This window comes from Streptomyces sp. NPDC059443 (assembly GCF_042750105.1).
Taxonomy (GTDB): Bacteria; Actinomycetota; Actinomycetes; order Streptomycetales; family Streptomycetaceae; genus Streptomyces.
Window position 1 is genome coordinate 153,519 of sequence record NZ_JBHYVM010000001.1, and the last position, 14,690, is coordinate 168,208.

The window sequence follows — 14,690 nt, forward strand, 5'->3', positions numbered from 1 at the left end:
GGGGGATGTTTCACGTGAAACCGATCGACCCGCGCCTGCTCCGGTACGCCCGTTCAACCCGCCTCTTCCTGGGGGCGGTGGTGGCCCTCGGGCTCGCCGGGGCGGGACTGGTCGTCGGCCAGGCGATGCTGATCGCCGAAATCGTGGTCGGTGCCTTCGAGGACGGACTGGACGGAGCGGCGCTCCGGACGCCGTTGCTGCTGCTCGCGGCGGTGGCGCTCGGCCGGGGCCTGGTCGCGTGGCTGACGGAGCTGGCCGCGCACCGGGCGAGCGCGGCGGTCAAGTCGGAGCTGCGGGGCCGGCTGCTGGACCGGGCCGCGGACCTGGGGCCCGGCTGGCTGAGCGGACAGAGGACGGGCTCCCTGGTGGCGCTGGCCACCCGGGGCGTGGACGCGCTCGACGACTACTTCTCGCGGTACCTGCCCCAGTTGGGGCTCGCGATCGTGGTCCCCGTGGCGGTGCTCGCCCGGATCGTCACCGAGGACTGGGTGTCGGCGGCCATCATCGTGGTCACACTGCCGCTGATCCCGGTCTTCATGATTCTGATCGGCATGGCCACCCAGTCCCGGATGGACCGCCAGTGGCGGCTGCTGTCCCGCCTGTCGGGGCACTTCCTGGACGTGGTGGCCGGACTCCCGACCCTCAAGGTCTTCGGCCGGGCGAAGGCCCAGGCCGAGTCCATCCGCAAGATCACCGATGACTACCGGCAGGCCACGATGCGCACGCTGCGCATCGCGTTCCTGTCGTCCTTCGCGCTCGAACTGCTGGCGACCCTCTCGGTGGCGCTGGTGGCCGTCACCATCGGCATGCGGCTCGTGAACGGGGACCTGGACCTGTACACCGGGCTGGTCATCCTGGTCCTGGCACCCGAGGCGTACCTGCCCCTGCGCCAGGTCGGCGCGCAGTACCACGCGGCGGCGGAGGGGCTGGCCGCCGCGGAGGAGATCTTCGACGTACTGGAAACCCCGGTCCCGGCGGCGGGCGGCACGGCCGCGGTACCCGGAGCGGGGCTGCGGATCGAACTGGACGGGGTCGCCGTCCGGTACGAGGGCCGGGGCGAGGACTCCCCCGGGCCGGTCTCGCTGACCGTGGGGCCGGGCGAATGCGTGGCCCTCACCGGACCGAGCGGCGCGGGCAAGTCCACGCTGCTCCAGGTGCTGCTGGGATTCGTGACTCCGAGCGCGGGCCGGGTGCGGGTCGGCGGGACGGACCTCGCGGAGCTCTCGGACCTCGCGGAGTTCTCGCAGGAGCAGTGGCGGGAGCGGATCGCGTGGGTGCCGCAGCGGCCGCACCTGTTCGCCGGGACCATCGCGGAGAACGTACGGCTGGCGAGGCCGGAAGCCGGGGACGAGGCCGTCGCCGATGCTCTGAAGGACGCCGGGGCCTGGGAGTTCGTGGCCGGGCTGCCGCGAGGTGCGGACACGCTGCTCGGCGAGGGCGGTGTCGGTCTGTCCGCGGGGCAGCGCCAGCGCCTCGCGCTGGCGCGGGCGTTCCTGGCGGACCGGCCGGTGCTGTTGCTGGACGAGCCGACGGCCGCGCTGGACGGCGAGACCGAGGCGGGTGTCGTGGAGGCGGTACGCAGGCTCGCGGTCGGGCGGACCGTGCTGCTGGTGGTGCACCGGCCGGCCCTGCTCGCACTCGCGGACCGGGTGGTGCGCGTAGGGGCGGGCCCCGCGGGGCTGCCTCCCCACCCCGCCCCTGCCAGGACCGGGGCTCCGCCCCGGACCCCCGAGGTCTTCGGCGCGCAGGCGGCGGGTCCTGACGGAGTGAGCGATCCCGGGGAGTGGATCCTCGGGAGCGCGCCCGAGCGTGTGGCGAAGACGGCCGGAGCCGATACGGGCGGGCGGGATCCGCTGCGGCGGGTCAGGGCCGTGGCCAAGGCGTGGCAGGGCCGGTTCCGGCTCGGGCTGCTGCTCGGGGCACTGGCCGTCGGGTGCAGCGTGGGGCTGATGGCCGTCTCCGGGTGGCTGATCTCGCGGGCCTCCGAACAGCCGCCCGTGCTGTACCTGATGGTGGCCGTCACCGCCACGAGGGCCTTCGGCATGGGCCGGGCCGTCTTCCGGTACGCGGAACGGCTCGTGTCCCACGACGCCGTGCTGCGCATGCTGGCCGACCTGCGCGTCTCCGTGTACCGGGGGCTGGAGCGGATCGCCCCCGCCGGGCTGCGCGCGCAGCGGCGGGGGGACCTGCTGACCCGGCTGGTGGCCGACGCCGACGCCTTGCAGGACTACTGGCTGCGCTGGCTGCTGCCCGTCGGCACCGCGGTGCTCGTCGGGACCGGGTCGGTGGCGTTCACCGCCTGGCTGCTGCCCGAGGCCGGGGCCGTGCTCGCGGCCGGGCTGATCGGCGCCGGTGTCGGGGTGCCGCTCGTCAGCGCGCTCTGCGCCCGCCGTACGGAGCGCCGGCTCGCGCCCGCCCGGGGCGAGCTCGCCACCCGGGTGGCCGATCTACTCACCGGGACCGCGGAGCTGACCGTCGCCGGAGCGCTCGGCGGGCGGAAGACCGCCGCGAAGGAGAGCGACCGTACGCTGACCGGGATCGCCGCCCGCACGGCCGCCGTCACCGGGCTCGGTAGCGGGCTGTCCGCCCTGCTGTGCGGGCTGACCGTGGTGTGCGCCGCCGCCGTCGGCGCGAGCGCCGTCGCCGGGGGCCGGCTGTCCGGGGTCGCCATGGCCGTGGTCGTGCTGACTCCGCTCGCCGCGTTCGAGGCCGTCACCGGGCTTCCGCAGGCCGTCCAGTACCGCCAGCGGGTCCGCCGCAGCGCCGAGCGGGTCTACGAGGTCATCGACTCCCCCGTCCCGGTCACCGAGCCGGAGCGTCCCGAGGCGCTGCCCGCCTCTCCCTTCCCGCTGCGGCTGACGGGGCTCGCCGCCCGCCACCCCGGGCAGGAGAACGACGCCCTGCGCGGGCTCGATCTGACCCTGGAGGCGGGCCGCCGGGTGGCGGTCGTCGGCCCCTCGGGAGCGGGCAAGACCACGCTGGCGCAGGTTCTGCTGCGCTTCCTGGACCAGCACGAAGGCTCGTACACCCTGGGCGGGACCGATGCGCGTGCGGTCGACGGGGACGACGTGCGCCGGGTGGTGGGCCTGTGCGCCCAGGACGCCCACATCTTCGACAGCTCGGTACGGGAGAACCTGCGCCTGGCCCGCACGGGGGCGAGCGAGGAGCAGTTGCGGGACGCGCTCGCCGCGGCCCGGCTGCTGGAGTGGGCCGACGGGCTTCCGGAGGGGCTGGACACGCTGGTCGGCGAACACGGCGAGCGGATCTCCGGCGGTCAGCGCCAGCGCCTCGCGCTGGCGCGGGCCCTGCTCGCGGACTTCCCCGTCCTCGTCCTGGACGAGCCGGCCGAGCACCTGGACCTGGCGACCGCGGACGCGCTGACCGCGGACCTGCTGGTCGCGACCGAGGGCCGCACCACCGTGCTGATCACGCACCGGCTGGCCGGTCTGGAAGCGGTGGACGAGGTGCTCGTACTGGACCGCGGGGCGGTGGTCCAGCGCGGGGCGTACGCGGAACTGGCCGCTGTCGAGGGGCCGCTGCGGAGGCTTCTGGAGCGGGAAAGGGCCGCGGACCACACAGCGGCCGATTATGGCCGGGCTCGACTTTCCTCACACTCGACTTTCCTCACTAAAGGGGACTAACTAGTCTCAAGGGCATGTCAGCGCAGGAGTCCCAGCAATCGCCCGAGTCATCGCCGGAGCCGTCACCGGAGCCGTCACCGGGAAAGCCCGACTCGCTGGAGGCCGCGACCGCTGCCACCCGGAGTCTCCAGGGGCTGTCCACCGAGCTCACGGCCCGGGTGCCGCAGCTCCTGGAAGCCATGCGGTCGGTGGGTACCGGCCTTGAACTGCACTCCACGCTGGACCGGATCTGCGAGACGGCGGCCGAGCTCGCCGACGCCCGCTACGCCGCCATCGGCGTCGTCGACACCGAGGGCCGCGGGCTCTCGGACTTCGTCACCTTCGGCATCAGCGACAAGCTGGCCAAGAAGATCGGGCACCGCCCGGACGGGAAGCACGGGCTGCTCGGAGCGCTGATCTCACACCCCGACACGGTGCACCTCGCCGATCTGACCAAGGACCCGCGCTCGGCGGGATTCCCCGCGCACCACCCGCCCATGAAGACCTTCCTCGGCGTCCCGATCCGGGTGCAGGGCGAGATCTTCGGCAACCTCTACCTCGCCGAGAAGAACGGCGGCGGCGAGTTCAACGACTACGACGTCCACATGGTCCGGGTACTGGCCACCGAGGCGGGCATCGCCATCGGCAACGCCCGGCTCTACGAGGCCGCCACCCAGCGCGAGCGCTGGATCGACGGCTCGGTCGCCGTCACCACCGCCCTGCTGTCGGGCGGGGACGCGGACGACGCGCTCGCGGTCGTCGCCGAACAGGCCCGTCGGCTCGCCGATTCGGCCGCCGGGATCGTGATGCTGCCCGCCGAGGACGGCGGGATGGAGATCGTCGCGGTCTCCGCCGAGAACCCGGCCACCTCGCTCGGCGTGGTGATCCCGGCCGAGAGCCCGGTGGTGGCCAGGCTCCTGGAGGGCGAGCCGGTCTTCGTGGAGGACGCGGCCTCGGATCCGCGCATGATCAGCAGGCTGACCAGCCAGTACGGGGCCTGCATGATGCTCCCGCTGCACAGCGGCGGCCGGGTGCTGGGAGCGCTCGTCACCCCCCGGGCCCGCGGCAAGCGGCCGTTCACCGAGGCCGAGCGGACCCTGGCCACACAGTTCGCCTCACAGGCGGCGCTCGCGCTGATGATGGCCGAGGCGCAGCGCGACCGGGAACGGCTGGCGGTCTTCGAGGACCGCGACCGGATCGCCCGCGATCTGCACGACCTGGTCATCCAGCGGCTCTTCGCCACCGGCATGATGCTGGAGGGTGCCCAGCGCCGTTCCGTCGTGCCCGAGGTGCGCGACGGGGTCGGCAAGGCCGTGGACGAGCTCGACGTGACGATCCAGGAGATCCGCACCGCGATCTTCGCGCTCCAGCAGGGTCCGGCGGAAGTCCCCTCGGGTCTGCGCACCAGGGTGCTGCGGGAGATCAACATGGCCGCCGTGCCGCTGGGCTTCAAGCCCGCACACCGCTTCCTCGGTCCGATCGACGCGGTCGTCGGCGAACTCGTCGGCAAGAACCTGATCGCTGCCCTGCGCGAGGCCCTGTCGAACGCGTTCCGGCACGCGGAGGCCTCCCGCATCGAGGTGGTGCTCGACGCCACCGTCACCCTGGCCGACGGAAGGCCGGGGGTCCGGCTGGAGGTGGCCGACGACGGCGTGGGCATCCCGGAGGGCGGGCGGCGCAGTGGGCTGCGGAACCTGCGCCGCCGGGCCGAGTCGCTCGGCGGCTCCAGCTCGTACGGGCCCGGCCTCGACGAGGACGGCGGCGGGACCACCCTGGTGTGGGAGGCCCCGCTCTAGGCCGACCCTTCCGGCCGCCTCGCTACGACTGGGCGCGGGCGGCCCGTTCTGCCCGTTCGGCCAGGATGCGCTCGATGACGAGGGCGACACCGTCCTCGTTGTTGGCGACCGTACGGCCTGATGCGGCCGCGATCACGTCCGGATGGGCGTTGCCCATCGCGTACGAGGTGCCCGCCCAGCCGAGCATCTCCACGTCGTTCGGCATGTCCCCGAAGGCGACCACCTCGGCCGCCGAGATACCGCGCTCCTCGCAGCACAGGGCCAGGGTGCTGGCCTTAGAGACACCCGGTCCGCTGATCTCCAGCAGGGAGGTCGGGCTGGAGCGGGTGATCGAGGCGTACGCGCCGGCGGTGGCCCGGGCCAGCTCCAGGAACTCGTCAGGAGCCAGCTCGCCGTGGTGCGCGAGCACCTTGAGGACGGGCGCCGAATCGTCGTCCGTGGCCTCGTTGAGCAGCTTCTCGGCGGTGGCGACATTGCCGCCCGCGTCCTGGAAGAAAGGCGGGTACGTGGGCTCGTAGTTGATGCCGGTGGTCAGTTCGACGGCGAACGAGGTGCCCGGGGCGGCGGCCCGCAGGGCCTCCACCACCTTGAGCGCGGCGAGTCGGGGCAGCGCCCTGACGTGTACGAACTCCCGGCCCGTGGGCGAGCCGTTGGCCTGCGGATCGACCGCGTGGAGATCGACTACGGCAGCGCCGTTGGCACAGATCGCCAGGCCGTGGCCATGGACGTGGTCGCTGACCACGCCCATCCAGCGCGCCGGGCGTCCGGTCACGAAGAACACCTCGATGCCGGCCTCCTCGGCGGCGGCGAGTGCGTCGACGGTGCGCTGCGAGACGGATTTGTCGTCGCGCAGCAGGGTGCCGTCGAGATCGGTGGCGATGAGCCGGGGTGTGGGGGTTGGCCCGTCCGGGCACTGGGGAGCCGAGGTCACGGATCCATCTTCGCCCATGAGCCCCGGTCGCCGGGCCGGGCCCCTGCCGGGGCCGGGGCCGATGGCGATGTTTCACGTGAAACATCCCCACATGGTTGTCAGTAGTGGGTGGAAGGATCTCCTCGCCGGTTTCGATGACGTCATACGGGGGGCGACGTGCTCATCCCTTCAACCCGGAAGTCGGACTGCGATGCCTGCGGCGGCCCGTACGCCAGACGGGTCATGAGCCTGGGGATGTCGCTCTGTACGCACTGCGAGCGGGTGGGGTCCGCTCGCCCGGACCGCGAACCGGTCCTGGTCGGCGAGATCCTGGCCGGCACCGCGGGCGTCCTGGACCACGCCGTCCGTGCCGCCCGCTCCGCGACGCGGGCCCGGGCCGTCCAGGCCCCGCGCGGGACGGTCTGCCGCACCTGCGGCGCCGCCGCCGAGTGGCACCGCACGGTGCGAGGCCGCTGGCTGATGGTCGAGCCCGGTTCATGGCCGGCCGACTCCGTCCCGGCCGGCCAACGCTGGCACATCACGGACAACGGCACCGTCGTCGCCCTGAGCGCCGCCTCGGTCTCCGGCAGATGCCGGATCAGTCACTTCGACGTCTGCTCCCGGGCTCCGGCTCCCACCGGCTCGCCCCTGCTGCTCGGGCTCTGGCGCAAGAACGTCCAGCGCGGGGCGTGAGGGGCGCCGGGCGTCGGGTGACGGTCGTAGGCTCAGGGGTATGACGTTGCGCCTGAGCACTGTGATCCTTCCCGTCCACCGCTGGCACGAAGGGGGGCGCGAGCGCTGGCAGCGGGCAGAGGCGCTGGGGTTCCACGCCGCCTACACCTACGACCACCTGTCCTGGCGGACCTTCCGCAACGGTCCGTGGTTCGGTGCGCTGCCGACGCTCACGGCCGCCGCCACGGCGACGGAGCGGATGCGCCTGGGCACGCTCGTCACCTCGCCCAACTTCCGCCACCCGGTGACGCTCGCCAAGGACCTGATCTCCCTGGACGACATCTCCGGCGGCCGGATCACGCTCGGCATCGGAGCCGGCGGCAACGGCTTCGACGCCACCGTGCTCGGCCAGGAGGCGTGGACCCCGAAGGAGCGGGCCGACCGTTTCGGGGAGTTCCTGCCGCTGCTCGACCGACTGCTCACGGAGGACTCCGTCTCGCAGCGGGGAACGTTCTACTCGGCCGAGGAAGCCTTCAACATCCCCGGCTGCGCCCAGCGGCCCCGGCTGCCGTTCGCCGTCGCCGCGACCGGACCCCGTGGTCTGAAGCTCGCCGCGCGGTACGGGCAGGCGTGGGTGACGACCGGCGATCCGAAGATCTTCGAGGAGGGCACCCCGGAGCAGTCGGTGGAGGCCATCCGGGGCCAGGTCGACAAGCTGGCCAAGGCGTGTGTGGAGACCGGCCGGGACATGGCGGAGCTGGACAAGGTCCTGCTCACGGGCTTCACCCCGGACCGGGGGCGCCCGCTGGAGTCTGTGGACGCCTTCGTCGACTTCGCGGGCCGCCACCAGGAGCTCGGATTCACCGAGCTGGTGATCCACTGGCCGATCCCCGATTCCGACTTCGCCGCCGACCAGGACGTGTTCGAGCGGATCGCGACCGAGGGGCTCGCCCAGCTCGGCTGAGCCGGACGGCGCCACGCTGTCGCCCCGTCGCCCCGTCGCCCCGTCGCCCCGTCGCCCCGTCGCCCCGTCGGCCCGGGAGGGCAACGGGGCGACAGCCCGTCAGGCCGAGGCGCGCAACAGGTGTTTCACCGTGCGCTCGGCGCTCTCCAGCAGCCATTCGGGCGCCGTGCCCTCGGGCAGCGCGCGGACCTCGGCGGCGAACGCCGTCACCCGGGCGGCGCCGGCTTCGGGCCGGCCCAGCTCGTTCTCGGTCCAGGCGGCGTTGGTCACGCACTGGAACCGGGACTCCAGCTCGTCCGGTCCGAGCTCGGCGAGCAGACCGGCGGCCCGTTCCCAGAGCGCGATCTCCTCCAGCCGGAGTGCTTCCAGCTCCGCCTCGCTCAACGACTCGGCGGCGGCGTCTTCGCCATCCCCGTCCGCGTCCTCGCCCTCGTCTTCCTCATATGAGGAGACACGCCGGTCGAGGACCTGGGCCAGCTGGTTCCAGGTCTCGGCGAGCTCGGCCCGCAGCTCCGAGGATTCCGGAGCGGCGGCCGACGCGGCGGCCAGGACCTCGGCCGCCTCCTCCAGCCTGGTCCGCGCCCGTGCCACCGTCGCGTTGGTGACCTCGTCGCGCAGCCCGAGCCAGGCCAGTGACCGCAGGATCCGTACTTCGGCGATCGGTGCGTCCTTCGAGCGCCGGTGAAGCTCCAGGGCCCGTTCGTACGCGGCCACCGCCTCCGGCACCAGCCGTGCCTCGGAGAGCTGGTCGGCCGCGGCCTGGGCGAAGTTCGCCTGCGGACGCGGGTCCTCCCAGTCCTTGGCCACCTCCGCCGCACACAGGTACTGCTCCGCCGCGCCCCGGGAGTCCTTGAGCTCGCGCAGCAGATCGCCCAGGAATTCCCGTACGGACGCGGCCTGGCCTTCGCCGTGCTCCAGCAGGTCCGGCAGCGTCGACTGAAGTACCTCGGCCGCCTCGGCGGCGCGGCCGTCGCGGGCGTGGCACCGGGCGAGCATCAGCCGGGCCTGGGCCCCGCCGTGCGCGGTGAGTCCGGCCTGGTCGAACCAGTGCGCCGCCTCAAGGGCGTACCCGGCGGCCTCCGCATCCGCTTCGCTCCGCCGCAGCAGGATGTCGGCCAGGGTGAGCCGTACGACGCCCTGGGTCTCGGGGGCGGTCACCTCGGCGGCGTGCGTCAGCGCCGCCCGCGCCGCTTCCTCGGCTTCCCCCGGACGGTCCAGCGACACCAGTACGCCGGCCCGCAGCACCAGCGGGTCCACGGCGAGCCACGGCAGGCCCGCCGCGACCGACCGGCCGGCGGAGTCGGCGAGCAGCGCCACGGCACGCTCCGGGTCCCCCTCCGAGAGCGCGAGCCGGCCCAGCGTCTCCTCGGCCTCCGCGATCACGTCGGGCAGGGCGGACGCCTCGTAGGCATCGATGAAGGCCCCGAGCTCGGCGACCAGTTCACCGTGCCGGTGCCCGTGGTCATGACCGGTGTGATCAGCTTGGCCGTCGGTCTCTTCGAGCGAGCGGAGGTACGACTCCACCCGGATCGAGGTCAGCTCCGCGAGCGCGATCCGCCGGGTCCGCAACGGCTCCCCCGCGTCCAGTGCTTCGGCGGCCCGCAACGCCACGGCCAGCAGCCCGCGCAGCTCCTCCGCCCCGGTCCCGGACTGCGCGGCCACGGTCGCCAGCCGCAGCTCGGCCAGGGCCGCGCGCTCCGGCTGCCCGAGCGCCCGGTAGCCGTCGCGTACGCCGGTCAGCAGCTCCGCGGCCCCGTCGGCCCCGGCCCGTGCGGCCGCCAGGGCCCGGTGGTCCGCCACGTCGGCGGCGACCAGCGGGTCCGCCCCGGCCTCGGGGTGCACCGCCACCTGGTCCCACAACGCGTCCGACCCCGGGTGTCCGAGATCCCGGGCCGTCCGGGCCCGCTCCACCAGATCGGCGAAGCCCCGGTCCCGGTCCGGGTCCGCGTCATGGCCGGATGCGGGAGCCGGCGCCTGGACGGGGACCGGCCGCGGGAGCGCGGCCAGCGCGGAGCTCCGTACGCCCAGCGGCAGGACCGCGGCCAGCGGGGCCCGGCCGATCCGTTCGAGGAACCGCTCCGAGACCCGGGTGGAGCCGTTGCGCGCGTCGAACCGCCGGGCGGTGTCGAGCGAGCCCGCGCGCAGCACCTCGTACAGCTCGGACACGGTGTGCGGGACACCCTCGTAGGGGACGGCCGGGCTCTGTCCGTGCCCCAGTTCCTTCAGACGGCGCAGCAGGACGAGTACGCCGCCGTGGAACGCCAGCAGGTCGGAGAGGTTGGCGAGCGGGCCCACGTGCGCGGCGTGTTCGGCGAGGATCTCCAGGCCGCGCGACTCGTTGCCGGTGAGCGCGCAGAACTCGATGTGGCGGCCGAGCGAGGGCAGCAGGCTTTCGTTGCCCCGGGCCAGGCGGTATCCGCGCAGGTGGGCGGAGCGTGCCTCGTCGAGCCGGCCGAGCCGCACCAGCGGCAGCAGCGAGGTGGCCAGCACCCGGTGGGGCTCCTCGGCGCAGGTCAGCCCGCCGGACAGCACCGGCTGCCAGACCTTCAGGGCCTCGGCGTCGTCGCCGCGCATCATCGCGTACTGGCCCTGGCCGTTGAGCTCGCAGGCATGGCAGTCGCTCATGTTGTCGCGCTCGGCGGCCTGCCAGCGGACGTACGCCTGCCCGGCGCGCTCGTCGTCGCCGGTCGCGTCGGCGAGCCACAGCTCGGACTCGCGTACGGGGCGCTCGCTGTAGCCGGCGATCCGGTAGCGGCGCTCCATCTCGTCCAGCCAGCCGGTGGCGGAGTCCAGGGGGACCTCGGGCGAGTCGCTGATGGCGGTGGCGATCCACTTGAACTGCCAGAACAGCGCGTGGGCGTCCCATTCGGAGAAGGCGCCGGGGTCCTTGTCGTACTCCTGGAGCAGCCGGGCGAAGGGCACGAGCATCTTCGGAGACTCGGAGCTGTACAGGTAGGCGTTGATCTGGCTGTCCAGGGCCTCGCGGAACAGCGCGCGGTCCCCGCTCGCCTCCGCGGCGGCGGACAGCGCCTCGGCGTGCGCGTTGCGGGCGGTACCGCCCGGGGACCGGCGGTTCTCGGCCAGCCCTCGCTCGATCTCCTCGCGCGTCATCGTGCTCACTTCTCGTCCTCACGGGGGTCGGCGGGGTGCGTGGCCCATTCCAGGAGTCCGAGGAAGGCCCGGTTGAGCAGGGTGGTGTCGGCCGGACGCAGCGGCCGCTGGGACATCAGCAGGGCCTGCCCGTACAGCGATTCGACGGCGGTGGCGGTCAGCGCCTCGTCGGGGAGGGCGGCTATCCGGCGGATCAGCGGGTTGTTGTGGTTGAGGACCAGCCGGGCGCGCGGGGCGGAGCCGCGCAGTGCGCCGAGGATGCCGCTCCACAGCGAGTCCGCGCTGTCCAGGGCGGCGGTGCGGTCGCGTTCCTGACGGGCCTGGCGGTCGTCGAGGTAGAGCGCGGGCACGGCCACGGGCTGGAAGGCGCGCAGGACGACATCGCAGCTCTGGGGTTCCAGCCGGGTGCGGGCGGTGGCCAGGAAGGGGGCCAGGGCCAGCTCGGCGGAGGTCGGGACCGGGTCGAGGCGCTCGGTGACGGCTCCGGCATCGAGCTCGGCGACCTTGAGCTCCGGCCGGACCGTGGGCAGCAGGGCCAACAGGTCGGCGTCGTAGGTGTAGCCGGCGTTGATGACTCCGAGGCCGTGGGCCGCCGCGATCGGGGCGATCTGGCGGAACTCCTCCACGGTGCGCGTGAAGTGGATGTCGGTGTGCGCGGCGGCGAACTCCTCCAGGCTCATCGAGCCGTCGCTGGTCTCGAAGGGCAGCCAGGGCAGCATCAGGCCGAGCAGCTCGGGGTCGTGCCGGGCCAGCGATTTCACCCCGAGGTGGTGGACGCTCAGGAAGGCGGCCAGCCGCTCCGGTTCGCTCGCGGCGAGCTCGCCGAGCCAGGTGCGGATGCGGGCGCCGAGGGCCTCGCGCACGGCGGCCAGGGTCTCGTCGTCGTACAGGTTCTCGCGCGAGGCGGTGGGCCGCAGGGTGTCGGTGTCGAGGACCGCGCGGACGAAGAACGCCCAGTCGGGCAGCAGGTTGTCGGCCTTGTCGGTCAGCAGCATGCCCTTGAGGTGGACGCGGTGTCCGGACCGGTGGGCGGGGCTGGTCGGCTCGGGCAGGACGTACGCGACCCCGCGCACTCCGGCGACCGGCAGGTCGAGGTCGATGCTGTCGAGCGGGGTGAAACCGAAGAGCTGCGCGCAGTGCCCGGCGAGTGCGACGCGGCGGGCCGCCGGGGTGGGGAAGGCGCGGTCCCACACGGCGGGCCGGTCGGTGATCGGGCGGGGCGCGGAGCCGGGGCCTTCGTCGAAGGTGATGTCGTAGGGGAGGAGGGAGCCGTAGTCGCGGGCCAGCTGTTCGATCTTGGCGGGGAGGAGCCACTCCTCGGCGCCGGGGCGGGCCTCCAGTACGACGGTCGTACCGGGCTCCGTGCGGGCGTCGGCGGGCAGTTCGCGGACGGTGTACGAGCCGTCGTCCGTGGCCAGCCATTCGACGGGCGCGGCCCGGGGGTCGCGGGCGGAGCGGGTGACGACGCGGATCTGGCGGGCGACGACGAAGCAGGCGAGCAGGCCTATGCCGAACTGCCCGAGGAACTCCTGGCGGGTGGTTTCCAGCCCGTGCGCACCTCCGCGCTTGGAGCTGCGGCCGATGGTGGCGAGGAGGGAGTGGGCCTCGGTGGCGGTAAGGCCGATGCCGCTGTCCTCGATGGTCACCCGGTTTCCGGCGGCGGACAGGCGGATGCGGATCTCGGCCCCGGGGTCCAGGGCGCGGCGGGCGGTGACCGCGTCGACGGCGTTCTGGAGCAGCTCGCGGACGTAGACGCGCGGGCTGGAGTAGAGGTGGTGGGAGAGCAGGTCGACCAGGCCGCGCAGATCGACCTGGAACGTGTTCGCCGAGGGGTCGGAGTCGGCCGGTTCGGCGATCGGGGCCGGTTGTGCGGACGTCATGGTGCGTCACCTCGCGTGCTGGTGTGGGCGGTTCGGCGACCGCGAGGTCCCCCCTCACAGATCCCGGAGTGAGGAACAGCGTAGAGGGCTGGTCTGACAATCTCTCCGTGAATTCCGCTGAGGTGAAGCAGGGGGAACCAGCAGGGGGAACTAGGGGAAGCGGATGAATTCCGGGGGCACGGAATCCGCCAGCCACACCCCGTTGGCGCTGATCCGGAAGACGTGTCCGGCGGTGCGCATCGCCCCCGCGTCCACGCTGAGCACGATCGGGCGGCCGCGTCGTGCGCCCACGCGGGTCGCGGTCTCCCGGTCGGGAGACAGGTGCACGTGGTGGCGGGCCATCGGGCGCAGCCCCTCGGCGCGGATCGCGTCCAGGGCGGCGGCGACGGTGCCGTGGTAGAGGTACGCGGGCGGTTCGGCCTCCGGCAGGCCCAGGTCCACGCGGACGGTGTGGCCTTGGCTGGCCCGGATCCGGGTGCCGTCGACGGCGAAGCGCTGCTTGTCGTTGGCGGCGACGACGTGGTCGAGTTCGGCCCGGCTGATGCGGAAACCGTGCGCGGCCGCGGCGGCGAGGAGATCGTCGATCTCCACCCAACCCTGTGGATCGAGCACCAGTCCGATGCGTTCCGGCTGATGCCGCAGGTGTTTCGAGACGTATTTGGACACCTTGACGGTGCGTCTGTCATCCATTCGCCCAGCGTGCCGGGTCAGTGGGGTCCGCCGCAGCGATTTTCCGCCGGTGCGTCGAACCTGGACCCCCTCTGTCGCGTTTCCAAGATACGGAATACATTTTCCGCTGAACTGCCACTAAAGGGGAAAGTAACTATGACAAATGGTGCGTCTCTGTCGCGTCGCGCGGCCGCCGAACTCATCGGCACGGCGGCTCTGCTCCTAGTGGTCATCGGATCCGGAATCCAGGCCGCCGCCCTCTCCGCCGACACGGGTGTCGCGCTCGTCGCCAACTCGCTCGCCTCCGCCATAGGCCTCGGGCTGATCATCACCCTCTTCGGCCCGCTCTCCGGAGCCCACCTCAACCCGGTGGTCACCCTCTCGTCCTGGTGGGGCGGGCGCAGGGGCGGCGACGGGCTCGGCGGGCGCGAGGCCCTCGTCTACACGGCGGCCCAGACCGCCGGGGCCATCGGCGGAGCCGTCCTCGCCGAGGTGATGTTCGGCCGGACCCCGGGCACTTTCTCCACCCAGGTCCGCGGCGGCGGCCACCTGCTCCTCGGGGAGGTCGTCGCCACGGCCGGACTGGTCCTCGTGATCCAGGGCCTCGGCCGGATGGGTCGCCCGAAGCTCATCCCCGTCGCGGTCGCCGGGTACATCGCCGCCGCGATCTGGTTCACCTCCTCCGGGTCCTTCGCGAACCCGGCCGGCACCATCGGGCGCACCTTCAGCGACTCCTTCACCGGCATCGCCCCGCAGTCGCTGCCGGGCTTCATCGCCGCGCAACTGCTCGGCGGGATCCTCGGCCTGGCCCTCGCGGCGCTGCTCTACGGGAACGGCCGCCCGGCCCCGAAGGACCTGGCGGCCGAGGCGGCTGAAACGGCTGAGGTGCCGGGGGTGACGGGGGTGGCCGAGGCGCTTGAGGCTGCCGCGTCGCACGGCGCTGCCGAAACCGCCCGCCCGGTGGCCGGAATTAGTGCCACCGGCCCGGCGTACCAGACCGTGAGCTAACCCTCGGGCGCAGTTCCCCACAGGGACGCCGGAGTTGTCCACAGCCCTTTGTGCCGGTTT

The 14,690-nt window shown here is 73.2% G+C and carries 9 protein-coding genes; 5 read left to right on the plus strand and 4 right to left on the minus strand.

The genetic code is table 11. The features are described from left to right. Positions 1 to 14 precede the first annotated feature (14 nt). Complete coding sequence (cydD, locus tag ACFXDJ_RS00700) at positions 15 to 3,641, plus strand: thiol reductant ABC exporter subunit CydD (RefSeq protein ID WP_384847426.1); 3,627 nt, start codon at positions 15 to 17, stop codon at positions 3,639 to 3,641. Between the two features lie 14 nt (positions 3,642 to 3,655). Then, entirely contained in the window at positions 3,656 to 5,416 is a 1,761-nt protein-coding gene (locus tag ACFXDJ_RS00705; protein ID WP_384847429.1) for a GAF domain-containing sensor histidine kinase, read from the plus strand. A 22-nt stretch (positions 5,417 to 5,438) separates the two neighbouring features. Here the strand turns inward: ACFXDJ_RS00705 and ACFXDJ_RS00710 are convergent, their stop codons facing one another. Next, positions 5,439 to 6,365 (minus strand): Cof-type HAD-IIB family hydrolase, encoded by a 927-nt coding sequence (locus tag ACFXDJ_RS00710; protein WP_384651080.1) that lies wholly within the window; start codon positions 6,363 to 6,365, stop codon positions 5,439 to 5,441. A gap of 204 nt (positions 6,366 to 6,569) precedes the next feature. Between ACFXDJ_RS00710 and ACFXDJ_RS00715 the strand changes: the two genes are divergently transcribed. Both ACFXDJ_RS00715 and ACFXDJ_RS00720 read left to right on the plus strand, forming a co-directional pair. Then, complete coding sequence (locus ACFXDJ_RS00715; RefSeq protein ID WP_384651078.1) at positions 6,570 to 7,019, plus strand: DUF6083 domain-containing protein; 450 nt, start codon at positions 6,570 to 6,572, stop codon at positions 7,017 to 7,019. 40 nt (positions 7,020 to 7,059) lie between these two features. Continuing rightward, entirely contained in the window at positions 7,060 to 7,962 is a 903-nt protein-coding gene (locus ACFXDJ_RS00720) for an LLM class flavin-dependent oxidoreductase (RefSeq protein WP_384651076.1), read from the plus strand. 99 nt (positions 7,963 to 8,061) lie between these two features. Here ACFXDJ_RS00720 and ACFXDJ_RS00725 read toward each other — a convergent pair whose 3' ends face one another. The 3 genes from ACFXDJ_RS00725 to ACFXDJ_RS00735 all read right to left on the minus strand — a co-directional run bounded on the left by ACFXDJ_RS00725 (position 8,062) and on the right by ACFXDJ_RS00735 (position 13,643). Further along, the gene (locus ACFXDJ_RS00725; RefSeq protein WP_384651074.1) at positions 8,062 to 11,082 is read right to left on the minus strand and encodes a tetratricopeptide repeat protein; all 3,021 of its coding nucleotides are present in this window, start codon (positions 11,080 to 11,082) and stop codon (positions 8,062 to 8,064) included. After that, positions 11,079 to 12,953, minus strand: coding sequence for an HSP90 family protein (locus tag ACFXDJ_RS00730; protein ID WP_384651072.1), 1,875 nt, complete (start codon positions 12,951 to 12,953; stop codon positions 11,079 to 11,081). The genes ACFXDJ_RS00725 and ACFXDJ_RS00730 overlap by 4 nt, the downstream gene beginning before the upstream one ends. A gap of 150 nt (positions 12,954 to 13,103) precedes the next feature. Continuing rightward, on the minus strand, positions 13,104 to 13,643 hold the full coding sequence (locus ACFXDJ_RS00735) for an RNA 2'-phosphotransferase (RefSeq protein WP_384651070.1): 540 nt from the start codon (positions 13,641 to 13,643) through the stop codon (positions 13,104 to 13,106). Positions 13,644 to 13,778: 135 nt separating this feature from the next. On the opposite strand from ACFXDJ_RS00735, the gene ACFXDJ_RS00740 reads away from it, so the two are divergent. Continuing rightward, the gene (locus ACFXDJ_RS00740) at positions 13,779 to 14,630 is read left to right on the plus strand and encodes an aquaporin (protein ID WP_384651068.1); all 852 of its coding nucleotides are present in this window, start codon (positions 13,779 to 13,781) and stop codon (positions 14,628 to 14,630) included. Positions 14,631 to 14,690: the final 60 nt, after the last annotated feature.